The organism is Novosphingobium sp. 18050 (genome assembly GCF_902706195.1).
Taxonomy (GTDB): domain Bacteria; phylum Pseudomonadota; class Alphaproteobacteria; order Sphingomonadales; family Sphingomonadaceae; genus Novosphingobium.
This window is the reverse complement of record NZ_CACSJO010000033.1, coordinates 1-22,946: the sequence shown is the minus strand read 5'-3', so window position 1 is coordinate 22,946 and position 22,946 is coordinate 1. Positions and strand designations below refer to the sequence as shown.

The 22,946-nt window shown below is 63.0% G+C and carries 22 protein-coding genes, 1 tRNA gene and 2 pseudogenes; 19 read left to right on the top strand and 6 right to left on the bottom strand.

All coding sequences use genetic code 11. The features are described 5' to 3' along the window. Positions 1-5: 5 nt before the first annotated feature. A complete protein-coding gene (locus GVL61_RS21590; protein WP_159982807.1) occupies positions 6-815 on the bottom strand; it encodes an enoyl-CoA hydratase/isomerase family protein in 810 nt (269 codons plus the stop codon). A gap of 211 nt (positions 816-1,026) precedes the next feature. On the opposite strand from GVL61_RS21590, the gene GVL61_RS21585 reads away from it, so the two are divergent. Continuing rightward, complete coding sequence (locus GVL61_RS21585) at positions 1,027-2,718, top strand: FAD-binding protein (RefSeq protein ID WP_159982806.1); 1,692 nt, start codon at positions 1,027-1,029, stop codon at positions 2,716-2,718. Between the two features lie 97 nt (positions 2,719-2,815). Next, positions 2,816-3,940, top strand: coding sequence for an ATP phosphoribosyltransferase regulatory subunit (locus GVL61_RS21580; RefSeq protein ID WP_159982804.1), 1,125 nt, complete (start codon positions 2,816-2,818; stop codon positions 3,938-3,940). Between the two features lie 47 nt (positions 3,941-3,987). On the opposite strand, the gene GVL61_RS21575 is transcribed toward GVL61_RS21580, so the two are convergent. Further along, on the bottom strand, positions 3,988-4,854 hold the full coding sequence (locus GVL61_RS21575) for an alpha/beta hydrolase (RefSeq protein ID WP_235037830.1): 867 nt from the start codon (positions 4,852-4,854) through the stop codon (positions 3,988-3,990). A gap of 199 nt (positions 4,855-5,053) precedes the next feature. Between GVL61_RS21575 and GVL61_RS21570 the strand changes: the two genes are divergently transcribed. The 7 genes from GVL61_RS21570 (at position 5,054) to GVL61_RS21540 (ending at position 12,090) form a co-directional block, all read left to right on the top strand. Next, positions 5,054-6,358 carry an adenylosuccinate synthase gene (locus tag GVL61_RS21570; protein WP_159982800.1) on the top strand — a complete coding sequence of 435 codons (1,305 nt, stop codon included), beginning with the start codon at positions 5,054-5,056 and terminating at the stop codon, positions 6,356-6,358. 5 nt (positions 6,359-6,363) lie between these two features. Then, complete coding sequence (locus GVL61_RS21565; RefSeq protein ID WP_159982798.1) at positions 6,364-6,870, top strand: murein L,D-transpeptidase family protein; 507 nt, start codon at positions 6,364-6,366, stop codon at positions 6,868-6,870. Positions 6,871-7,033: 163 nt separating this feature from the next. Continuing rightward, positions 7,034-7,486 (top strand): MarR family winged helix-turn-helix transcriptional regulator, encoded by a 453-nt coding sequence (locus tag GVL61_RS21560; RefSeq protein ID WP_159982796.1) that lies wholly within the window; start codon positions 7,034-7,036, stop codon positions 7,484-7,486. Further along, positions 7,483-9,537 carry an FUSC family protein gene (locus tag GVL61_RS21555; RefSeq protein WP_159982794.1) on the top strand — a complete coding sequence of 685 codons (2,055 nt, stop codon included), beginning with the start codon at positions 7,483-7,485 and terminating at the stop codon, positions 9,535-9,537. Before GVL61_RS21560 ends, GVL61_RS21555 begins: the two co-directional genes overlap by 4 nt. Beyond that, entirely contained in the window at positions 9,534-9,749 is a 216-nt protein-coding gene (locus tag GVL61_RS21550; protein ID WP_159982792.1) for a DUF1656 domain-containing protein, read from the top strand. The genes GVL61_RS21555 and GVL61_RS21550 overlap by 4 nt, the downstream gene beginning before the upstream one ends. After that, a complete protein-coding gene (locus tag GVL61_RS21545; protein ID WP_159982790.1) occupies positions 9,746-10,672 on the top strand; it encodes an efflux RND transporter periplasmic adaptor subunit in 927 nt (308 codons plus the stop codon). The genes GVL61_RS21550 and GVL61_RS21545 overlap by 4 nt, the downstream gene beginning before the upstream one ends. Beyond that, positions 10,672-12,090: an efflux transporter outer membrane subunit gene (locus tag GVL61_RS21540; RefSeq protein ID WP_235037829.1), complete on the top strand. Its 1,419-nt coding sequence runs from the start codon at positions 10,672-10,674 to the stop codon at positions 12,088-12,090. Before GVL61_RS21545 ends, GVL61_RS21540 begins: the two co-directional genes overlap by 1 nt. 199 nt (positions 12,091-12,289) lie before the next feature. Here GVL61_RS21540 and GVL61_RS21535 read toward each other — a convergent pair whose 3' ends face one another. Continuing rightward, positions 12,290-12,466 carry a DUF1674 domain-containing protein gene (locus GVL61_RS21535; protein WP_235037828.1) on the bottom strand — a complete coding sequence of 59 codons (177 nt, stop codon included), beginning with the start codon at positions 12,464-12,466 and terminating at the stop codon, positions 12,290-12,292. A gap of 45 nt (positions 12,467-12,511) precedes the next feature. On the opposite strand from GVL61_RS21535, the gene GVL61_RS21530 reads away from it, so the two are divergent. Next, positions 12,512-13,744 (top strand): RsmB/NOP family class I SAM-dependent RNA methyltransferase, encoded by a 1,233-nt coding sequence (locus tag GVL61_RS21530; RefSeq protein ID WP_159982788.1) that lies wholly within the window; start codon positions 12,512-12,514, stop codon positions 13,742-13,744. 250 nt (positions 13,745-13,994) lie between these two features. Here GVL61_RS21530 and GVL61_RS21525 read toward each other — a convergent pair whose 3' ends face one another. Both GVL61_RS21525 and msrA read right to left on the bottom strand, forming a co-directional pair. Continuing rightward, positions 13,995-15,083, bottom strand: a complete 1,089-nt coding sequence (locus GVL61_RS21525; RefSeq protein ID WP_235037827.1) for a choice-of-anchor A family protein — start codon at positions 15,081-15,083, stop codon at positions 13,995-13,997. 187 nt (positions 15,084-15,270) lie between these two features. Continuing rightward, on the bottom strand, positions 15,271-15,801 hold the full coding sequence (gene msrA, locus GVL61_RS21520; protein ID WP_159982786.1) for a peptide-methionine (S)-S-oxide reductase MsrA: 531 nt from the start codon (positions 15,799-15,801) through the stop codon (positions 15,271-15,273). A 111-nt stretch (positions 15,802-15,912) separates the two neighbouring features. On the opposite strand from msrA, the gene GVL61_RS21515 reads away from it, so the two are divergent. The 9 genes and pseudogenes from GVL61_RS21515 (at position 15,913) to GVL61_RS21480 (ending at position 22,124) form a co-directional block, all read left to right on the top strand. Further along, positions 15,913-16,770, top strand: a complete 858-nt coding sequence (locus GVL61_RS21515) for a class I SAM-dependent methyltransferase (RefSeq protein ID WP_159982784.1) — start codon at positions 15,913-15,915, stop codon at positions 16,768-16,770. A 14-nt stretch (positions 16,771-16,784) separates the two neighbouring features. After that, positions 16,785-17,660 (top strand): N-carbamoylputrescine amidase, encoded by an 876-nt coding sequence (gene aguB / locus GVL61_RS21510; RefSeq protein ID WP_159982782.1) that lies wholly within the window; start codon positions 16,785-16,787, stop codon positions 17,658-17,660. A 5-nt stretch (positions 17,661-17,665) separates the two neighbouring features. Continuing rightward, positions 17,666-18,175 carry a 2-amino-4-hydroxy-6-hydroxymethyldihydropteridine diphosphokinase gene (gene folK, locus GVL61_RS21505; protein ID WP_159982780.1) on the top strand — a complete coding sequence of 170 codons (510 nt, stop codon included), beginning with the start codon at positions 17,666-17,668 and terminating at the stop codon, positions 18,173-18,175. Positions 18,176-18,203: 28 nt separating this feature from the next. Then, positions 18,204-18,279, top strand: a tRNA-Lys gene (locus tag GVL61_RS21500). Then, complete coding sequence (locus GVL61_RS21495) at positions 18,279-19,877, top strand: DUF6538 domain-containing protein (protein WP_368667141.1); 1,599 nt, start codon at positions 18,279-18,281, stop codon at positions 19,875-19,877. The genes GVL61_RS21500 and GVL61_RS21495 overlap by 1 nt, the downstream gene beginning before the upstream one ends. 166 nt (positions 19,878-20,043) lie before the next feature. Beyond that, a pseudogene (locus GVL61_RS25305) lies at positions 20,044-20,280 on the top strand (DUF4062 domain-containing protein); the annotation flags it as partial. A gap of 867 nt (positions 20,281-21,147) precedes the next feature. After that, positions 21,148-21,333: pseudogene (locus GVL61_RS25140) on the top strand (GcrA family cell cycle regulator); the annotation flags it as partial. A gap of 121 nt (positions 21,334-21,454) precedes the next feature. Continuing rightward, complete coding sequence (locus tag GVL61_RS21485; RefSeq protein ID WP_159982774.1) at positions 21,455-21,715, top strand: hypothetical protein; 261 nt, start codon at positions 21,455-21,457, stop codon at positions 21,713-21,715. A gap of 232 nt (positions 21,716-21,947) precedes the next feature. Next, complete coding sequence (locus GVL61_RS21480) at positions 21,948-22,124, top strand: hypothetical protein (protein ID WP_159982772.1); 177 nt, start codon at positions 21,948-21,950, stop codon at positions 22,122-22,124. A 41-nt stretch (positions 22,125-22,165) separates the two neighbouring features. Here GVL61_RS21480 and GVL61_RS21475 read toward each other — a convergent pair whose 3' ends face one another. Further along, on the bottom strand, positions 22,166-22,708 hold the full coding sequence (locus GVL61_RS21475; RefSeq protein WP_159982770.1) for a recombinase family protein: 543 nt from the start codon (positions 22,706-22,708) through the stop codon (positions 22,166-22,168). Positions 22,709-22,946 lie beyond the last annotated feature (238 nt).

Here is a 22,946-nt window from a genome sequence, read left to right as displayed (position 1 = left end):
GCGTGTCACCGCCCGATGAATTTCGGCGGTCGCTTCTCCTTCAGCGCCTGGATGCCCTCGAGGTGGTCCGCGCTGCGCACCGAGACGCTTTCGTAGGCGATGCCTGCGTCCATCAGCGCCGTCGCCAGCCGCTTGAGTTCGATGTTGGTGAGAATCTTGGTCGCGCGGATGGCGACCGTCGCGCCGTTCAGAAGCCTTGCGCAGAAGGCGTCGACCCGCGCGTCCAGTTCTTCCAGCGGGACGCAGTGGTTGACCAGGCCGATCTCGGCCGCCTTGCTTGCGGTGAGCAGGTCGCCGGTCAGCAGGTATTCCTTTGCCCGCGTCAGGCCGATGCGCTGGGCCCAGATCACTGCCCCGCCATCCCCCGCCACAAGGCCGAGGCCGACATGCGGATCGCCGATCTTGGCGCCCTCGGCCGCGAAGATCACGTCGCACAGCAGGGCCAGCGTCGCGCCGAGCCCCACCGCATGGCCATTCATCCGGCACACCACCGGCTTATCAATATCGAGCAGGGTCGAGACGATGCGCTTGGCTACGCGCGTCTCGTGGTCGAACAGGTGCGGGTTCCTCGCATTGTGCTCGATATGGCCGAGGTCGCCCCCTGCGGAGAACGCGCGCCCTGCACCGGTCAGCACGATGACGTCTGAGCCGGTGTCGACCTGCGCGAACCACATCGCCTCGGCCAGGTCGTCGTGCAGCGCCAGGTTCACCGCATTCAGCGCCTCGGGCCGGTTGAGGGTGATGCGTAGCAGCCGCCCTTCGCGGGCCATGGTGATGGTGCTCAAAACGGGCAGGGCGGGCACGGTCTCGGTCATTGCGGCGGGTCTCCCTCTCTTTCGGTCCATCTCATAGGCAGGCGGCCTTGCAAGGCCACATGAAAACGCGAAAGCAGGTGTAATCCTTCGCTCCGGCGAAACCTGCACCCGCAGGCGTGCGCGGCGTTGCCAAAGCCGGCGAAGTCCGATCTACCCCCGTGTTGAACGCATGCGCAGCAGCGCAGCATGACGTATGAGAGGAGCAGCTACGATGACGCAGTTCGACGAGACTTTCGACTGGGTGGTCGTGGGCAGCGGTGCAGGTTCGATGTCCTCCGCGCTGTTGATGAAGCAGGCGGGCAAGTCCGTCGTTATCCTCGAAAAGGCGCCGTGGGTGGGCGGCACTACCTGCAAGTCGGGCGGGGTCATGTGGATTCCCGGCAACCGTTTCATGGATCCCGGCGAGGACAGCCTCGAAAAGGCCTGCCAGTATCTCGACGCAGTGGTTCCCGATGGCCCGGATTCGCCCGGCACCAGCCCCGCGCGCCGCCGTACATATGCGGTCGAAGCGCCTAAGATGCTTGACTTCATCGTAGCGCAGGGTGTGCAGATGGAGCGCGGATCGACCTTCTGGCCCGATTACTACGACGAGCTTCCCGGCGGCGTGAAAACCAGCCGCACCGTCACCGCGCTGCCGTTCGACAAGAAGCAGCTCGGCAAGGAATGGGCGCCGAAGCTGCGGCAGGGCTTCCTCGAAGTTCCCGTCCGGCTCGATGACGGGATGAAGCTGCCGTTCATGAAGCATTCCTGGGCGATCAAGCGGATGTTCTTCAAGATCGCGCTCAAGGTCGTCGCCGGCAAGCTGACCGGCAAGCACTGGGTCACTGCCGGCGCTGCGCTGCAGGGGCGGATGCTCAAGGCCGTGCTGGAGAAAGAGGCGGCGCAGATCCGCACCGAATCTCCCGTCAGCGAAGTCATCATGGACGGTGACCGGGCGGCGGGCGTCGTCACCGTCCGGGACGGCAAGCCCTGGCGTGTCGGGGCGAAGCTGGGCGTGCTGATGAATGCGGGCGGCTTCTCGATGAACCAGGCCATGCGCGATCGGTACATGCCGGGCACGCAGTCGAAGTGGTCCAACGGGATCGAGAGCGATACCGGCGACATGCATGTCGAACTAGCCGCAAAGGGCGCGCGGCTGGCGCAGATGGACCAGATGGTCGGCTTCCAGATGAGCGAGGCCCCCGGCTGGGATACCGACTACGTCAAGCCTGGCACCCAGAGCACGACCGGCAAGCCCCACGCGATCCAGGTTGACCAGACCGGCGTTCGTTACATGAACGAGGGCGGCTCCTACGAAGAGTTCTGCGAGAATATGCTGGTGCGCAACCGCGCCGTGCCCGCGATCCCCAGCTGGGCGATCATGGATCAGCAGTACATGGACGAATATGCCGTCGCCGGAAAAGGCACTGCCAAGAAGAACATGGCTCAGTGGCTTGCCTCGGGCTGGATGCGCCGCGCCGATACGGTCGAGGCTTTGGGTGCGTTGATCGACGTGCCGGCCGATGCGCTCAAGGGGACGGTCGATCGCTGGAACGGGTTCGTGCGCGGCGGGCGGGACGAGGATTTCCAGCGCGGCGTGCGCGCCTATGACAACTGGCTGGGCGATCCCTTTTTCAAGGACGGCCCGAACCAGTGCATGGGCACGATCGAGAAGGGGCCGTTCTATGCCATTCCCATCGTTCCCGGCGATGTGGGCACATATGGCGGCGTGGTCTGCGACTGCGATTCGCGCGTGTTGCGTGAGGATGGTTCGGCCATCGAGGGCCTCTATGCCTGCGGTGTCACCACGGCCTCGCCGATGGGCCGGGTATATCCGGGCGCCGGGGCGAGCGTGGGCCCGTCGATGACCTTCGGCTGGATCGCGGCGAAGCACGCGGCGGGGCTGGGCAACCAGCTGGCCTGATCGCGGCGGGAGCGGCGCTGCGCATGGCCCTTTACGCCAGGGCCATGCGCCAACCCATTCGACATTCCCGCACCATCCCGCTAAGGGCGCGCGCATTATGCAGGAAAACGACCGCGATCTTCTGCCCGAGGGACTGGGCGACCGACTTCCGCAGCAGGCATGGGCCTCGCAGACCGTGCGCCGCGCCGCGCACGATGTGCTGGCAAGCCACGGCTATGCGCGGGTCGAGACGCCGGTGCTCGAATTCGAGAAGGCGCTGGCCAGCCGTATGGCCGGTGTGCAGGTGCGCCGGATGTTCCGCTTCATGGACCCCGCTTCGCTGCGGCTCCTGGCCCTGCGTTCGGACATCACCGCGCAAGTGGCGCGCATTGCCGCCACCGGCCTTGCGCAGGCCCCGCGTCCGCTGCGCCTCTCCTATTCCGGGCAGGTTGTCACCGTGAAGGGCGATGGGCTCGATCCCGCGCGTGAGCGGTTGCAGCTGGGCGCGGAACTTATCGGCACCGATTCGATCGACGCCGTTGCCGAAATCGTCGAACTGGCGATCGAGACCCTGCGCGCCGCTGGCGCCACCGGGGTTTCGGTGGACTTCACGCTGCCCGACCTCGTCGACACTCTCAGCGCCGAGGCCCTGCCGCTTCCCGCCGCGAACATCGAGGCAGTGCGCCGGATGCTCGATTCGAAGGACGCAGGCGGGCTGGTTGACGCAGGCGGCGAAACGTATCTGCCGTTGCTTTATGCCGTCGGCCCGTTCGAGACCGCGATCGAGCGCCTTTCTGCGTTCGATGTGAACGGCGTGCTGGCCAGCCGGATCGCCGGCCTTCGCGCCATCGCCGCACGCGTGGGCGACAAGGCGCGCCTTACGCTCGACCCGTCGGAACGCCATGGGTTCGAGTATCAGTCGTGGTTCGGTTTCATGATCTACGCCGATGGCATTCCCGGCAGCATGGGCCGCGGCGGCACTTATGCGATTCTCGGCGGGGCCGGGCTGGACCCGGAACCGGCGACCGGTTTTTCGCTCTATCCCGATCGGTTGATCGAGGCGCTTGTCGCCGGCGCGGACGAGGAGCGCCGTCTGTTCCTCCCGCTCGGTCATGACCGTGACGTTGCCGCGCGCCAGCGGGCGATCGGCTGGGTCACCGTGGCGGCGCTGAGCGAGCAGGACGACGCGATTGCGCTTGGCTGCTCGCACCGCCTCGAAGGCGGCGACGCCGTGGCCGTCTGAGGTCTGCCGTACCTCGCTCCGGATGCGGTCCCGGGCGAGGCGGCATTTCAGCGAAACACCCGCGCCAGCCATCGGTCGACAGAGGCCGTAGCGGGATAGGCCGGGTCGCCCAGATTGCGGTTGATCTCCATGTGGCCCTGCAGGCCCTTTCCGGCGAAACTCTCACGCTCCACCGCAGTCCCGGCCTTGCGCAGTGCTGTTTCGAGCGCCTGCGCCTGCCGAATGCCGTCGGGGCGCTGGACATGCAGCAGCAGGAACGCGGGCGCATTGGCCGCCGCTGCCTGAAGCGTGGGGGAAAGTGCGCGCTGGCGAGCGGGGTCGGGGCCGAAAGCCTGAGCATAGGTCCGCCCCATAATCGGCGACCGTTCGGTCATTTGTGCAGGCACGTCGTAGGCGGCACCGTCGACGGCAATCACGCCGCGAATATCGGCATAGGAAAGACCGGCCTTGCTTAGATAGCGCGGATCGGTCCCGACCAATGCCACGAGATGCGCACCTGCACTGTGCCCCATGAGCACCACCTTGCCGCGCGCGATGCCCAGCGAATCCGCCTGGGCAAGCAGCGCGGCCAGTGCATCCGCCACGTCCTGCGCCTGCTGTTCTACCGTGGCCTCGGGCACCAGCCGGTAATCGATGCTGGCAAACGCATAGCCTTCTGCGGTGAAGTGCGGCGCCTTGAAGCGGCCGGTGGCGTTGTCCTTGCTGCCCCGTTTCCAGCCGCCGCCATGGACGAAAAGGACCAGCGATGCGGCCTTTTGGAACCCGACGGCGCGCCAGAAGTCGAGGTCCTGAAGCGGATCCTCGCCGTAATGTATCGTCACTGCGCTGGGTTCGGGCCGCTGCGGGAAGGGATCCGCGGTTGCCGGAAGGGCGATCAGGCAAGCGTATGCAAGGGCGGCTCGAAACAGTTTCATCACGCTGATCATCCTGTCTTTTCGCGATTTTTCGGCACCCGGAGGATCGCATCGAAGCGCCTTTTCGCGCAACAACGGGATTGTCGCGAAGGGTAATGCTGCAATCATTCTGCCATATTACGATCCCGCGCCTTGCTCTTGTCCGCCGCTTCCCCTAGGGCGCGGCGGTATTTTCAAACAGCAGTGAAAGCGTGAAACGTTGGCCAACGTAACCGTGATCGGCGCCCAGTGGGGCGATGAGGGCAAGGGCAAGATCGTCGACTGGCTGGCAAGCCGGGCAGACGCCGTGGTCCGCTTCCAGGGCGGCCATAACGCCGGCCATACACTCGTCGTGGGCGAGCAGGTCTACAAGCTCTCGCTCCTGCCTTCGGGCATCGTGACGGGCACGCTGTCGATCATCGGCAACGGTGTGGTGCTGGATCCCTGGCACCTCAAATCCGAAGTCGAGAAGCTTCGCGGGCAGGGCGTCGAGATCAACGCCGAGAACTTCGCCATCGCCGACAACTGTCCGCTGATCCTGCCCGTCCACCGCGAGCTGGATGGTCTGCGCGAGGCAGCTGCAGGCGCCGGCAAGATTGGCACCACTGGGCGCGGCATTGGTCCGGCCTACGAGGACAAGGTTGGCCGCCGCGCGCTGCGCGTCTGCGATCTGGCTCACCTCGATGCGATGGAGCCGCAGCTTGACCGTCTCTGCGCTCACCACGACGCACTGCGCGCCGGTTTCGGCCAGCCGCCGATCGATCGCGAGGCCCTGCTGAACGAACTGCGTGAGATCGCGCCTTTCGTGCTGCAGTTCGCCGAGCCGGTCTGGCGCCGCCTGAACAAGGTCAAGAAGGCCGGTGCGCGCATCCTCTTCGAAGGCGCGCAGGGCGTCCTGCTCGACGTCGACCACGGGACTTATCCCTTCGTCACCAGCTCGAACACGGTTTCGGGCACGGCGGCCAGCGGTTCGGGCCTTGGCCCTTCGGCGACCGGCTTCGTACTGGGCATCGTCAAGGCTTACACCACCCGCGTCGGTTCGGGTCCGTTCCCCACCGAGCTGGAGGACGAGACCGGCCAGCGCCTGGGTGAGCGCGGCCATGAATTCGGCACCGTGACCGGGCGCAAGCGCCGCTGCGGCTGGTTCGACGCGGTGCTGACGCGCCAGTCCTGCGCCATCTCGGGCGTTACCGGCATCGCGCTGACCAAGCTCGACGTTCTCGACGGGTTCGAGAAGGTGAAGATCTGCATCGGCTACCGCCTGCGCGGCCCGGACGGCACTGCCAAGGTAATGGACTATTACCCCAGCCACGCCGCCGACCAGGCGGCCGTTGAGCCGATCTACGAGGAAATGGACGGCTGGCTCGGCACTACCGCCGGCGCCCGTTCCTGGGCTGACCTGCCGGCGCAGGCGATCAAGTACATCCAGCGCGTGCAGGAACTGATCGAAACCCCGGTGGCGCTGGTTTCGACCAGCCCCGAGCGCGAGGATACGATCCTCGTGCGCGACCCCTTCGCGGACTGACGGCGATGCGGGGCGTGACTAAGTTCGCCCCGCTGCTGCTGCTTTTCGGTGCAGGCGGGGCGGAAGCTCAGGCACCGGCCCCGCTCACGCTACCCGAAATTGACATGATCCGCGTGCGCAAGGCGGCGCGGATCATGGAACTCTACGCCGACGGACGGCTCGTCCACGTCATCGAGCATATCCAGCTTGGCGACGAACCCGTTGGCCCCAAGCGCTTCGAAGGCGACGAGCGTACCCCCGAGGGACGCTACCAGATCGACTGGGCCAATCCCCGAAGCGCCTACCATCTCTCGCTTCACATCTCCTATCCTAATGCCGCGGACAGGGCTTATGCCGCCGCGCATGGCCGCCCGGCGGGCGGCATGATCATGATCCACGGTCAGCCCAATTCGTGGGGCGAGGGGCGGGTGCCGGGTGACTGGACCGACGGCTGCATCGCGGTGTCGGACGAAGAGATCGAGGCCTTGTGGGGGGCGACCGCAGAAGGCACTGTGATCGAGATAATGCCCTAGGGAAAGGCCATCCCATCCCTCGATAAAATCGACGGCGAAAGCGTTTGAAATCCAGTCTCAACATACAGCTTGCACAAATTGCACTTTCCGGCATTGCTGGTTCGTAAAACGCAAAACAGCCCGTGTTGCCGATGGATAGTTAGGAGCCTAACTAACCTCTCCCATGACCGACCGAATCACCCTTTCCCACGAATTCGCCACGCAGCTGAGCCCTGTTTCGCGCGCGTGGTTGCAGCTGGCCGACCGCATTCTCGGCTCGCTGGCGATTTCGAATTCTGCGGGCTGGGCGCTCGTGCATCTCGAACGGCTGGGAAAGGGCGCGCGGCAAGGCGATCTGGCCCGCGCGATCGGCATAACCGAAGCCTCGCTGGTGCGGACCATGCAACAGCTGGAGCGTGGCGGCCTGGTCGAACGTCGGCCCGATGAGGAGGATCGCCGCGCCAATCGCCTGCACCTTACCCCAGAAGGCAAGGAGCTGGCGCGTAAGGCTGACAAGCGGCTTATCGAACTGCGAGTCGAACTTCTTCAGGGTGTTCCCGACGAAGAACTCGAAGCGGCGGTGCGGCTGCTCGGCATCGTATCCGAACGTGCGGCCGAGATGCGGAGCCGGCCATGAACAGCGCGGTGGCCCAACGCTGGGGCGTTCCGGCGGCGCTGTTCTCGCTCAAGGCGCTCGCGGCGGCCATTCTGGCAACCTACATTTCCTTTTCGATCGGGCTGGAGCGGCCTTACTGGTCATTCCTCACCTCTTACATCATCGCCGCGCCTCTGGCGGGGGCGGTGATCTCGAAGGCGCTGTTCCGTGTCATCGGCACGTTCGTCGGGGCGACTATGGCAGTGATCATAGTGCCGCCGCTCTCGCATAGCCCGGAACTGCTGACGCTGGCGATCGCATCGTGGCTGGGGCTTTGCGTCTTCGTTTCGCTTCTTGACCGCACGCCGCGCGGCTATGCTTTCGTGCTGGCAGGCTATACCGCGGTGCTGATCGTATTGCCGGCCGTGAACACCCCCGGTGAAATCTTCACCGACGCTTCGCTGCGTGTGCAGGAAATCGTCATCGGCATCCTGTGCTCCAGCCTGATGCACGGCGTGGTGTTCCCCAAATCGGTCTCCACCTTCCTGCTCGGCCGCGTTGACATGATGCTGCGCGATGCCGAGCGCTGGAGCCGCGACTCGCTCGACGTGGAACCTAATCCTGCAATCGAGGCGGAACGTCGCCGCCTTGCGCAGGACGTTACCGAACTGCACAACCTGTCCATCCACCTGCCGTATGAGACCAGCCGCACCGCTCCGCGCGTGCGCACGGTTCGCGCGTTGCAGGATCAGCTTTCGCTGCTCATGCCGCTGGGCGCTGCCGTGGCGGACCGCATCGCGGCACTTCGGGAGCGAGATGGTCTGCCCGATGCTGCCGTGGCGCTGCTCGCCGACACCCGCGCCTGGCTCGACGCCATCGAGGGCCCGCGAGAACCTCGGGAAGCAGAGGCGTTGAGCCTCAAGGCCCGCTGCCTGGTGTTGGAACCTGAAGTGAGCGCCGAGACTGAATGGGACGACCTGCTCCAGCTCAGCCTGGGCGCGCGTCTCTCCAGCCTGATCGACGCCCACCTCGATTGCCGCGACCTTGCCGAGCAGCTCAACACGCATGATCGCAGGCCGGTGTCCGTCCGTATTCCGCGCCTGCTCGAAGGCCGCCGCAACCGCGAAGTGCACCGCGACTTCGAGGGCGCCCTGCGCGGCGGGGTAGGGGCGGCGGTTACCATTATTCTGGGTAGTGTGCTGTGGATCGGCAGCGGCTGGAACGACGGCGCCACCGCCGTGATGCTTGCCGGCGTTTTCCTCGCGCTGTTCTCGGCCATGGACAATCCGGTGCTGCCGCTGCGCCTGTTCTTCTGGGGCACTCTCATCGCGACCATCATCGGGTTCATATACGCCTTTGCGATTCTGCCCAGAGTGGTCGGCTTCCCCGGATTGGCGCTGACCCTTGCCCCGGCATTGCTGGTGCTAGGTTCGCTGATGCATTCGCCGCGCTTCGCCGGCGTTGCGCTGCCCGTGCTGCTGGGCATGGGCAGCCCGTTCATCATCGCGGTGAAGTACAACGACAATTTCGTGAGCTTCGCCAATGGCGCACTGGCCCAGCTTACCGGAACGCTGTTCGCCATAGTCATGTGCCGTTTGCTGCAGACAGCCGGGCTGGAGCACGCGATACGCCGAACCCTGCGTGCAGGCTGGCGCGACATAGCCGAGCGCAGCAATGTGATGGCCCCGCCCGATGTGCGCGGTTGGATCAACCGTATGCTGGACCGGATCGCCGTGCTCTCTCCGCGTCTTGCGCTGAGTGGCAAACAGCCCGGCGAGCCGCTCTACGATGTGCTGCGCGATCTTCGTACCGGCGTCGCCATCGGCGAGCTGCGCCAGCTGCGGCTCGATCTTCCTGCCGCGCGCACTGGAACGCTCACCAGCGTCCTGAGCGAAGTCGGCGCCTACTATCGCCGCATGGAGCCCGAGGAACGTGCTCCCGCCGATCCCGAGCTGCTGGACGATATCGACAAGGCGCTCAACCTCTTCGTGGCCGACGAGGATCGTGCCGTGCGCCGCCAGGCCGCGCTCGCGCTCGTATCCCTGCGCCGTAACCTGTTTCCCGACGCCGCCGCGCTGAAAGGCCTGCCATGAACGGCGAAGTATCCATTGGGGGCGTGTTCATGCCCACCATCCTGCTCCTTGCGGTGATCGCCACGGTGCTGACGATGACGCTTCTGCGCTTCATCAACGTCGCTGGCCTCTACCGTTTCGTCGCCTATCGCGCTCTCGTCGACCTGTGCATCTACATCATGGTCCTCGGCGCGCTTTCCCTCATCGCCCCCCACATCGGTCTCCATCCATGAAGAACCTGCTTCCCGCGATCGGCCGCAGCGCCGCTACCATCGTCATCGTCGTCCTGGCCGCTTTTATCGCGTTCTGGATGTGGAACCACTACGAACGCAGCCCCTGGACCCGCGACGGCCGTGTGCGGGCCGACGTGGTGCGCGTGACGCCCGATATCGGCGGCCTCGTCACGTCGGTGGCGGTGCGCGACAACCAGACGGTGAAGGCCGGCGACCTCCTGTTCGTCATCGACCGTCCGCGCTATTCGCTGGCCGTCGAACAGGCCGAGGCTGGCGTGGCGAGCGCGAAGGCGACGCTGGGGCAGGCGGGCCGTGAAGCCTCGCGCGACCTTGCGCTGCGCGATCTCGTGGCCACCGAAACGCATGAGCAGAACGTCGCCCGCGTCGCCACCGCCCGAGCCGCGCTGGCCGAGGCCGAGAGCGCGCTGGACGGCGCAAAGCTCAACCTCTCGCGCACGCAGGTCCATGCCTCGGTCAACGGAACGGTCACCAACCTCGACCTGCACCCCGGCGACTATCTCGGCGCAGGCAATCAGGCGATGGCCCTTGTCGACGACGATTCGATCCGCGTCGAAGGCTACTTCGAGGAAACCAAGCTGCCGATGATCCACGTCGGAGCCCCCGTTATCGTCCACCTCATGGGTGAAAGCGAAGCCCTGCATGGGAGGGTCGAAAGCATCGCGGCGGGCATCAACGACGATAGCCGAAGCGTTTCGGGCAACCTCCTGCCCAACGTCGCGGCGACCTTCTCGTGGGTACGCCTTGCCCAGCGCATCCCGGTCCGCGTAAAGCTGACCCACGTTCCCAAGAACATAAGACTGATCCTGGGCCGCACCGCGACGGTGACCGTGGAGCATCCTGACCAGGGGGCGAAGCCGGCGACAAACCCGACCGCTAAACCGGCGGCGCAGGAGGCGAAGTGATGGCCGCCTCGCGCTACCTCTCGGCTGCGGCCATGGCGCTGGCGCTGTCCGCCTGCGCTACCGCCGGGCCAGACTACCACGCGCCCGAGCATTCCGCGGCGACGAATCCTTCCGCACAGGGCGACTTCGTCTCGGGCAATGATCCGGCCTTCGCGCAGGCCCCGCTGCCCGACCGCTGGTGGAGCCTCTACGACGATTCGCGCCTCGATACGCTGGTCGAACAGGCTCTCGCCGCCAATACCGACCTGCGCGTCGCCGATGCCAACCTCGAGCGCGCCGAAGCGATCGTGCGCGAGGCGGAAGGTGGCCGCGCGCTGACGACTTCGCTGTCCGGCGCGGTAGACGTGGCCCGGCAGTCTCAGACCGGCGGGCCGCTGCCAGGGATCGTCACCGATAACCTCGGGCTGGCGCTCAGCTATCCGCTCGACCTGCGCGGCAAGTTGCGCCGCGCCATCGAGGCAAGCGAAGGCGACCGGGCGGCAGTGGAAGCCGCGCGTGACGCCGTGCGAGTGAGCGTGGCGGGAGCGGCGACAAAGGCCTATGCAGATGTCTGCGCCGCCAACTACCAGCTCGCAGTGACACGCAAGGTTGTGCAGCTGCAGGGCCAGACACTCGACGCGACGCGCCGCCTGCAACGCGGTGGACGCGGCACCGCGTTCGACGTCAGCCGCGCCGCCGCTGCTGTCGATGCCAGCGCGGCTGCCCTTCCGATTTTCTTGGCAACGCGCCAGAACGGGCTTTACCTGCTCGCCACGCTGCTTGGTCGTCCCCCGGCGGAGTACCCGCGCGAAGTGGCGGACTGCGCAACGTTGCCCCGCCTCGCTGGAGGCCTTCCGGTTGAGGACGGCGCTGCGCTGATCCGGCGCCGCGCCGATATCCGGCAGGCCGAACGCACCATCGCAGGCGATACCGCGCGAATCGGAGTTGCCGTGGCGGACCTATATCCGCAAGTCAGCCTCGGCGGCTCACTGGGCCTGGCGGGCCCGCTGGAAGATATCGGCAAAGGCAGCAGCTTCGGCTTCAGTCTGGGCCCGCTTCTGAGCTGGTCGTTCCCCAATCGTCCGGTCGTCCGCGCCCGGATCGACCAGGCCGAGGCGAAAGTCCGGGCCGACCTCGCCACTTTCGACGGTACGGTGCTGAAGGCGCTGCGCGAGGCGGAAAGTTCGATGGAAACTTACGCCCGCGACCGTGACCGGGCAGCAGCCCTTGGCCGTGCGCGGGATAGCGCCGAAGTTTCGGCAGGGCAGGCGGGCAAGCTCTTCCGCTTCGGACGCGGGGACTTCCTTGATCTGCTGAGTGCGCAGGGAAGTCTGGCTACCGCTGAAGTCAGTCACGCAGCGGCGGAGGCGGCGGTCGTGGATGACCAGATCGCGGTGTTCCTGGCGCTTGGCGGTGGATGGAAGCGGGAACAGCAGTAGGTTGAGGGGGGAAGAACTGGGGGCATTGCCCCAGACCCCGGGATTTTAGAGGTTGCGCGTGAAGGGGCGTTTTTGCGCTCACTTCTCGCCGGGAGGCCGTTCATAGCCTGCGGCAACAAGGGAATATCGTCTCTGGGCCACGCTCGGTGACGCTAGTAAAGGGGGGGCTGGGGCAATGCCCCAAGCCTTCCCCTAATCTTCAGAAATCGACGGCAACCCCGTTACGCACCCAATCCCCATAACGGGTGGGCGAAAGACCGTCCGGGTCTTCGCCGTCCTTGAATTGCGCCGGCCTCGGCGCGGGCTCGTTCGTCCAGTGGGCGGGCTTGGAGAAGCCTTCGGGACGTTGGGTTGCGCGCTTGATCATACTTGCCATGTGGCGACGCTGGCGGAAAAATGCAATCCGGTATAGGGGCCCGCGATGGACATTCCCGGCCTTCCGGCGCGCCGCGCCGCGCTTCACCTTATCGATGCCGTTCTGCGCAGGGGCGAAACGCTCGACCAGGCGGCGGGCGGTGCCCTCGCCAAAGTGCGCGGCGACGCCGATCGCGCGCTTGCCCGCGCCATTGCCGGCGAGGCGTTGCGCTGGCGGCAGGATCTCGACACGCTGATCGATTCCGCCACCAAGATGGCGTTGGCCGAAGATGCCAAGGCCCGCGCGGTGTTGCAGATCATGCTGGCGCAGGTGCTGCGGCTGGAGACCCCACCCCACGCGGTGATCGCCACCGGCCTGCCTCTGCTCATGGGCGGCCCGCGCCGTCTGGCCCACGGTGTCTTCTCCACCCTGATGAAGCGTGAGGCCAGGCTTCCCGCCGTTCCAACTCTTCCCGAAGCTGCTGCGACGCGCTGGGGCGAGCGGGCCGACGCCATTGCCGCCGGTCTGGTGGAGCCGCCGCAGCTCGACATCGCTCTGCGTAACCCGGCCGAAACCGCCGAATGGGCAGAGCGGATGGGCGGCGTCTCGCTGATGCCTGGCCATCTTCGTCTCCCGCGCGGATCCGCGATCGACCTGCTGCCCGGTTTCCGAGACGGCGCATGGTGGGTGCAGGATCTCGCCGCCAGCCTGCCCGCAAGGCTGCTGGGCCCCGGCGAGGGCAAGCGCGTTCTCGATCTCTGTGCTGCGCCCGGCGGCAAGACCATGCAGCTTGCAGCGCAAGGCTGGCAGGTCACCGCGCTGGACAACGCCAAGCGCCGTCTCGAGCGCCTCGGCGACAACCTCAAGCGGACGATGCTCGAAGCCGAAGTGGTGCTGGCCGATGCGCTGACTTGGGAGCCGGAGGAGAAGTTCGACGCGATCCTGCTCGACGCTCCCTGCACGGCAACCGGCACCGCGCGCCGCCACCCGGACGTCCTGCACCGTATCTCCCCGCGCCAGATCGACGAGATGGCGGAGCTTCAGGCGAGATTGCTGGAACGCGCCGCAGGTTGGCTCAAGCCGGGCGGACGGCTGATCTATGCAGTATGTTCGCTGGAAGCGGCAGAGGGCGAGGAGCAGGCTGCTCCCGCAGGCCTGACGGTTCTGCCTATCGAGGCTGCAGAACTGCCGGAGGGCCTTGCGCCTACTGCCGAGGGTTTCCTGCGCACCGATCCGGGGATGCTGGCCGAGGTCGGCGGGCTGGACGGGTTCTTCGTGGCGCGGTGGGTTAAGGACTAAGGGGAAGACCTGGGGCCATTGCTCCAGACCCCGGTACTGGCGAGGCTGCGTGTACAGCACCGTTTTTGCGCGTATTGCGATAACTTAGCCGCGCCGCAGGCCGTATTTCTGGCCTCCGCGTCACAGGCGACGTCGAGGCGGGAAGGCGGCTTCGCCGCAAGCAAAAATCCCTGAGTGAGCGCACTACAAAGCTGCGCGCACGACGACGGTAATGGGGGGCAGGGGGGCTATACTCCCCTGCTTCTACCCTTCACTTAACCGCAACGGCCTTCCGACGACGCCAGAACGCCAGCCCGCCCAGCGCGATTGCGAAGAGTGCAAACACGCCCGGCTCCGGCACAGCAGTGCTACCGCCCGACGAAGACGACGTTGAGCCGCCCGAGCTGGTCGAGGTGCCCGGATCGCTCGGCGCGGTATAGCTGCCGGTGTAGGTTCCGATGTGCATCTCACCGTTCTGGATGAGGCTGCCGAACACGGCCGAGCCCTGAATGTAATTCCCGGTCGTCGCGGCGGCGCCCGGAGCCAGTACCGAGCCGCCCCATGCCGTGGTCAGCGTCAGGTCCTTGGCATTTGGGAAGTTCCAGATGACGTGTTCGCCCAGGTTCTGGGTGCCGCCGAGGAAGTTGTCGTTCAGCGTGATCGAACTGCCCGAAACGTTGACGATTGCGGTATCGGCACCGTTGAGGTTGAACTTGATCTCGCCGATCTTGTCGAGGTCGGCGGAGGAGATGTTGAACACCGCCACGCCGTTGGCATCGGGCTGGGCGTTGAACGTGCCGGTGTTGCCCGTGATGGTCAGTTCGCTGTTCGAGGCCTGCGTGCTCATGGTGTAGCTGAGGCCGGTCATCGAGGTTTCGATGAGGCTCTTTTGCTGGGTGAGGTTCTGGCTGAACGAGGGATCGCTCGCGGCGAGGCCCGAAGTTACCGTGTTCTGATTGACGTTGGTGTTGCTGATCGAACCGCCGACCAGCACCGCCTGCGCCGCGCCGTTCAGGTTGAGGCCGCTGTTGACGCTGCCGCCGACCACAGCGCCGGAGCCGTTGTTGAGGTTCTTCGATCCGCCGTTGACATCGCCCACGACGGTCAGGCCCGGCGTACCGGTGCTGGAGGCGGCGATGGGCTGGATCTGGTAGTTCGAGGAATTGCCGTTGAGGTTACCACCGACGAAAGTGCGTCCCTCGACCTCGGAGGACGAAGTGAGATCGCCCAGCACCACGAGGTTCCATGTCCGCAGCACGTCGGTTCCGGCGATCATCGCGGAATCGGCCAGTACCGGGCTGGCGGCGAGCGCGGCGGCGATGGCGGCCAGGGACAGCGAAACAGTACGGAAATGGGCCACGGGCGGTTTCTCGATTGATAGTTGAGTTGAAAAACTCCGTATAGTTACTTCGGCGTTTGGGAAGATTGAGTTTTCCGCTGTCCCTTGCTGGAACAGCTCAGAAGTTGTGAGCGGCGTCGTTCAGGATTTATGAACGATTGCGTTTCGGGAGGCAGCCGTCCCGTGCCAAGACGGGACGGCGCGTGGCTCAACCCTTGACCTTGTTCTGGAAGCTCCTGCGCAGCTTCATCAGCTTGGGGGGGATCACTGCCAGGCAGTACGGATTGCGCTGGCCTTCGCCGTCCCAGTATTCCTGGTGATAGTCTTCGGCCGGATACCACGGGGCGGGGCCTTCGATGGTTGTCACGGCCTTTTCGCCCGGGTGTTCGCCGTCCCAGCGGGCGATGGCGGCGCGGGCCTCGTCGGCCTGCGCATCATCGAGCGGGAAGATCGCCGAGCGATACTGGGTGCCCACGTCGTTGCCCTGGCGGTTGAGCTGCGAGGGATCATGCGTACCCAGGAACACGTCGAAGATCTCGGGCAGGGTAATCACGAGCGGATCGTATGTAACCCTGATCGCCTCGGCATGGCCGGTCGATCCCGAGCATACAGCCTTGTAGGTCGGGTTTTCCACGCTGCCGCCGATATACCCGCTTTCCACCTTGTTCACGCCGACCACATCGCGGAACACTGCCTCGGTGCACCAGAAGCACCCACCAGCTATGATTGCCGTTTCCATCTCTAATCTGTCCTCAAGTCGAAGCACTTTGCCGTTAGATAGCTATGCGTGCCCCGCTTGTCATTGCCCGGAGTGTGGCTAGTCTCGCGCCGACCACAAATGGAGAGCCCCATGCGCCGCGCCCTGCTGACTCTGTCCTCGCTTCTCGGCCTCGTCGCCGTGCCGCTCGCGGCCAATGCGGAAAAGGCCGCGCCGACCGAACAGTGCAAGGGCTGCGAGGCGCTGCTCGAACTGGCCGCCGCCAACCCGCTGCGCAAGGACGACCGTGCCCGCGATGCAGCGCGTCACCCGGTGGAAACGCTCTCGTTTTTCCGCGTAGGCCCGCAGATGAAGGTCGGCGAATATGCGCCGGGCGGAGAATGGTATTCGCGCTTTCTGGGCCTGTATCTGGGCCAGCAGGGCCATCTGGTCGGCCTGTTCTTCGATCCGACCAGTGGCGCCTTCAAGCCCGAGCGGCAGGACGGCATCCGCAAAAGCGCCGCCGCCTATCCGGCCGACGTCGCCAAGTTCACCGGCATGGATGCCTCGCACTTCGCCGCTTACACGCTGGATGCCGTGCCTGAGGGTGAGAAGGGCACCTTCGACGTCATCATCGTGCCGCGCATGCTGCACAACCTGCTGAACTGGAACATCGCCGACAGCGAGATGAAGGCGATGCGCGCCCTGCTCAAGCCCGGCGGGCTCGTCGGTATCGAGCAGCACCGCGCCAGGGCGGATGCGCCCTATTCATACACCGACGGCTCGAAGGGCTATCTGCGCGAAGCCGACGTGATCCGCTTCATGGAAGCGAACGGCTTCGACCTTGCCGGCAAGTCCGAGATCAGCGCCAATCCGAAGGACACCGCTAACTGGCCCGGCGGTGTCTGGACGTTGCCGCCCACGCTCGCGCTCAAGGAGCAGGACAAGGCGAAGTACCTCGCGATCGGCGAGAGCGACCGCATGACCCTTCTTTTCCGCAAGCGGGACTGATAGGGCGCGCCGCCATGTCGAACACCGAACGTCAGATCACCGTCGCCGCGCTCCAGCTTGCGCTGAATTCCGCTGATGAGGGCGAGAATATCGCCGCCGTCTCCACGCTGGTCGAGGAAGCGGCGGGGAAGGGCGCGCAGATCGTGCTGCCGCCTGAACTGTTCTCCGGCCCCTACTTCTGCAAGGTGGAGGACGAGGCGCTGTTCGCGCTCGCCCGCCCCACCATCGAGCACCCCTCGGTGATCGCCATGCAGGCACTGGCAGCAAAGCTGAAGGTGGCCATCCCGACCAGCTTCTTCGAGCGGGACGGCCATCACTACTACAACACCCTCGCCATGATCGACGCCGATGGCCAGATCGTCGGCACCTACCGCAAGAGCCACATTCCCGACGGTCCCGGCTATGAGGAAAAGTACTACTTCCGCCCCGGCAACGACGGGTTCAAGGTCTGGGACCTGTTCGGAACCCGCATCGGCGTGGGCGTATGCTGGGACCAGTGGTATCCCGAATGTGCGCGCGTGATGGCGCTGATGGGCGCCGAACTGCTGTTCTACCCCACCGCGATCGGCTCCGAGCCTTATGACGCCACCCTCGACACCAGTCGCATGTGGCGCCGGGCGATGGTGGGGCATTCGGTGTCCAACTGCATGCCGGTGATCGCCGCCAACCGCATTGGCGCCGAAACCGAATGCGGTAGTGAGCAGGCCTTCTACGGCCACTCCTTCATCACCGACGAATGGGGCGATTACCTCGCCGAATTCGGGCGAGAGGAAACCGGGGTTCTGGTCGCTACCCTGGACCTTTCCCGCGCAGCCACCCACCGCGCCGGCATGGGCTTCTTCCGCGACCGCCGCCCGCAGCTCTACACGCGCATCGCGCAGGACATCTGACCTGCGTGGCCAGGCACCGCTACCTCGTCGCGCTCGGCTCGAACATGCGCCACCCCCGCCACGGCTCCCCGCGCAGGGTGCTGGCTGCCGCGCTGGAGGCGCTGGATCACGGCAAGCTGGACGTGCTGGCCGCCTCCCGCGTGATCGAGACGCCCCCGCTAGGGCCCTCGCGCCGCCGCTATGCCAACGCCGTCGCGCTGGTTCGGTCGAAGCGGGACCCGGACGAGATGCTGCGCAAGCTCCACAAGATCGAACACCGCTTCGGGCGCCGCCGCACAGGCAGCGCCTGGGGGGCCCGCGTGCTTGACCTCGATATCGTGCTGTGGAACGGCGGCGCCTATACCGGCGGCGAGGAAGAGGGCGACCTCGTGATTCCGCACCCATCCTTCCGAACACGCCGCTTTGTCCTCGACCCTGCGGCGACAATCGCGGGCCGCTGGCGCGATCCCCTGACAGGACTTAGTGTCCGACAATTGCGTGCCCGCTTGACCAAGCCCCGCGCTGCCCCTAGGTGACCCCCACCAAGGCCGCTACGCGGCATCGGGGCCCTTAGCTCAGTCGGTAGAGCAACTGACTTTTAATCAGTAGGTCGCTGGTTCGAACCCAGCAGGGCTCACCATCACAAAAGATGGCGTTGAAATCGTTGGAAAACCGCCACAAGATCGGTCCCGACAGTCGCCCGTCTACGGTCGTGGTCTACAGTCAGCGGCCTCCGTTACAGACGCAAGCCATTGGAATTGTTATGAAAGCCATCATGCTCGTGTCTACGGTAATGGTCTACGGTTAGCAGGCCTCAGTCTCGTCCGGAAACGCGGCATCTATCATATACGAAGGCATGTGCCCGCCGATGTGAAACCGCTCGTTGGGAAGGGCGAAATTTGGGTATCGCTGAAAACAGATAGTTTCAGAATGGCAAGGCGCAGGGTGTTTGGTGTGCTGGCGAAAATCGAATCTGAATTCGAGATCGCTCGTAGTTCGCTGGGGAAGCCGGTCGATAGCGCTTTGTTGTCGCTCGCTAACAGCAATACCAAGCACCAATCGCAGGGCTCCGTCAAAAGCGCGGAGTTCAGGCATGCATCCGATAATAGCGACATACCAATCGGGCTCACGTTCGGTGAGGTCTATGAGCGGTTCATGTCCGATCCGACGCAGGACTGGGCCCCCCGAACCCGGCTGGCTTATCAGACAACCCAACGATTGGCGGTCTCAATAATCGGATCAGCCACGCCGATGGTTGAGGTGAACCGGGCATTATGTCGGGAATTCCTAGAAGCGCTCAGATTTTTGCCGAAGGGCGCGTCTCGGGCTTTTCCAGATTTGTCAGCGAAGCAAGCATCAGAAAAGGCGCGCTTAGAAGGGCTGACGAACCTGATTAGTGCGGCAAATATCAACACATATTTGAATAAGCTATGCGTGGTTCTCAATTGGGCTGTGCGCGAAGAGTTCTTGGGCAAGAATTATCTGAAAGGATTGAGGGTCGCCGACCCCGTAGGCCCACGTGATAAGCGCTTTCCATTTGACAATGCGCAGCTTGAGGCCATTTTTTCAGCGCCCCTCTACGTCGGCTGCGTGAACGATTGTGAGGGTTATGGGAAACGAGGAACTGAAAGGCCGAAAGGCACACGTTTTTGGGTGCCGCTGATAGGGCTTTGGCAAGGATTACGGTTAAATGAAATCTGTCAGCTAGACACGACCGATATACGGGAGATTGACGGCGTCGAATGCATCATTGTCACTACCGATTCTCTGAATGGTAGTAAAGACAAGCGGCTGAAGACGGAAAATAGCCAAAGAATTGTTCCAGTTCATCCTCACCTGATTGGACTTGGGCTGATGGATTTTGTGCTTCAAGCACAAATATCTGCGCGTAAAAAGCTTTTTGAAGACATAAATCCCGGCGCATATGGGGCGCGGTCTACGGCGTTCAGCAAGTGGTTCATTCAGTTCCTTGGTAAAGAAAACGCAGTAAAACCTCGGACCAGTTTTCATTCTTTTCGGCATAATTATCGCGATGCACTACGGCAAGCGGGTGTCGACCGAGAGGTAGCAATGGCGCTTGGAGGCTGGGGCAGCGGCTCAAAGATGGGTCTTGATGTATCCGACCATTATGGGCGGGGATATCAACCCCGATTTCTCCGCGATCAAGTTTCGCGGATAGATTTTGACGATGTTCCTGCTCTCCTCCGTCTTTGTAAGACTGCAAGCAAGCGCGCGTAAAGATATCGGGGCCGCCGATTTCGTTACGTCCCGGCTCGCACTTTTTCTGGTTACGGAAAGCTTGGTGAGGGCGGATCACCGACCGCCAGCTTTTCGGTCATCGACCGCATTTGCAAAAGATATCCATGGTATTAGATTGTGAGCCAAATGCGTTGGGGAGCAAAACGTGGCCGGGTTAAAAATTTTTGTTTCGTCGACGTGCGTCGATCTGGGAGCGCAGAGGGCTCAAGTGCGAACTCTTCTGGAACGCATGGGGTATGAACCCGTGATGAGCGAATATTCTGACGTGTTATTCGATCATAGAATGCACACACATACAAGCTGTATCAAAGAGATATCCAATGCAGACATGGTTGTTTTGCTCATTGGGTCGCGGTTTGGTGGAACTGCAACTCCTGAAGCCCTGTCCGATCTTGATCTTGAAGAAGTTTCCAAAGCATCCAGCAAAACAGATTTGATTACGGAGAAGCACAAGCTCTCAGTCACGCAAGTCGAAATCATGAAAGCAATCGAATCGGATGTTCCGCTTTTCGCATTTGTTGATTCGAAGGTTCATTCAGATCATCATTTATATATAAAGAACAAAGATAAGCCATTCTCTAATGAAATTATTTACCCGTCTATCGAAAAAGCTAATACGGCAAAGTATATTTTTGAATTTATAACGTTCATAAGTCATAGATTCTCAAATAACGCCATAACGCCTTATTCTGCATTTTCTGACATTGAGGGGCATCTAGTCAAGCAGTGGTCTATGACGTTCCAAAGGCTGTTGCGCGAAGAAAGAGATAAATCTGCTGAAACTAGGCGGGCAGATGCCATGATTGAGCAAATCCAAGACTTGAAAGCTGTCGTATTACAATCAATTGGTGCGGGCTCTGGGCGTGATATTGCGCGAAGCGTATTGCGTTATAGGCGCTTAGCTGACTTTTTGTTATCGATGAGAGTTTTTAATCCTGAATTTGATATTTCGGAATTCTCTGGTTCATTTGAAGAATTGCTTGCAGAATTTGGTGTGGTGGAAATCTTCTCCGCGAGCGGTAATTCCAATATGTCTGGGCGCACGATACTAGTGCGCAACGATGGCAGTCACTTGCGGGTCAGAGTTCCCGATAGGAGATTTGCAAGCTTCGCCGTAGAGTGGCGAGGATTTTCTCAAATCGACAAAGATACGAAGAATGCTGTCCTTGAAGGTGTGGAGCATAGTGATGCGGTGATGCCTCCGATATTTGTGCATATTAATGAGCCTTATCTGGAGGAAAGGAGTGATATGTCCGTAATTGATCAGGTCGAACTGGTTTTGCCTGATGATGCTTTGGGATATTGGACGGACAAAAAGATAAAAGAATTAAAAACTCTCTGGGATAGTGGCCGGTCGGCAAGCGAGATAGCAGATGCTCTCGGCGGGGTCAGTCGCAATGCCGTAATTGGTAAGGCGCATCTGTTAGGTTTAAGGCCTATTCAAGATAGCGGCCTTTGAGGTGGCGAGATTTTACTTACCTTCCGGGACTTAATTCCCGTACGGAGGCCGCTGACTGTAGACCACGACCGTAGACGGGCGACTGTCGGGACCGATCTTGTGGCGGTTTTCCAACGATTTCAACGCCATCTTTTGTGATGGTGAGCCCTGCTGGGTTCCGGCGGGCCGGGTTTTCAGCGTTGGCGAGGTCGGCGTCCCGTTCGTCGATTTCGGCCTCTTTTTGCGGCGTTTCAGGGCTTGGGCGCATGCGCAGGTCTCCATGTTGAGGTTGAAGGACGAAGGCATCGACTGGGTGATCGTTGGCGGGCAGGATGCCCAGCGCAATGCCGGGCGCTGTTGCAGCCTCGGTCGAGGTTGATCGTTGCGACGAACAGGCTGGGTAGCGATGATGGGCTGCCACGATCCGGAGGACGCATGGGTAGCGAGGACATCGACGTATCGTTGATCATATCGGCAGCCGAGCGAGATTGTGATCGGTGCCGAGATGCCTTCAATGATGGCCGGATCACGATCCGGGGTGATGAGGTGATCGAGGTGATCTGTCGTTCTTGTATTGATGCCGCTGGGGCGGGGCGGACGCTGCATTGACGATGTCGGCCTGTGATGACGTCTGCTCGTGCCCATTCTGTGACGGCGGCGAAGTTCCTATGGAGGTGATCGAGCGGATCAGGGCTGCGGCGGCGGGGCCGATGTCGGGGGCGATGAACCTCGCCGAGTTCCGCACATGGCTCTACGCGCTCGAACCAGCCGTCGATCCGGCAGCGTGATTTCAATTTCACGGGTATCGCCAAACATCGCGATGTCGTGATCAGGCCGCGAGCGCGCGGTAGACCGAGGCCCGAGCGATGTGGAGTTCCCGCGCGATGGCTGCTGGTCCCATGCCGTTCTGGCGAAGCTCCTTGACCCGGTCGGGGTTGATGGTTGGCTTGCGTCCCCGGTACTTGCCCGCGAGCTTGGCCTTCTCGATGCCTTCGCGCTGGCGTTCGAGGCGCAGATCGTTTTCAAACATCGCCACTGCACCGAGCACGGAGAGCATAAGCCGACCGCTGGAGCTATCGGTGTTGACCCCCTGTTGCGCGAGGCAGCGGAACTCCACGCCCTTCGCGGTCAAGGCTTCGATGATGCGGTGGAGGTCGCCGACGCTTCGAGCCAGACGGTCGAGGCGAGTGACGACGAGGGTGTCGCCTTCACGGACGAAGTCGATGGCCATGGCGAGTTGCTCGCGGTCGATGGTGGAGCGGCCCGACATCTTCTCGGTGAACACCTTGTCGCACCCAGCTGCGGCCAATGCCTTATTCTGGATGTCGAGGCTCTGGCCCTGCGAGCTTACCCTGCCATATCCTACCAGCATGCTGTCTCCTGTCGCATTGGAATCTAAGACGTGGAGATCGAAGGCGTCCCGTAATTCAATATCATGTCATTGCGACGTGATCTCGTGGGGGCCTGTGACGTCCAGTGGTCGTTTACCCTGATGAGACAGGATTCTCACGAAGCTCGATAGGAAACAAGTCATTGAGTTTGTTTCCAATTACTAAGTATCGAGGGCGGCTCGGCTACGCCTTCACCGCCACTCGGACTGGCATCTGATC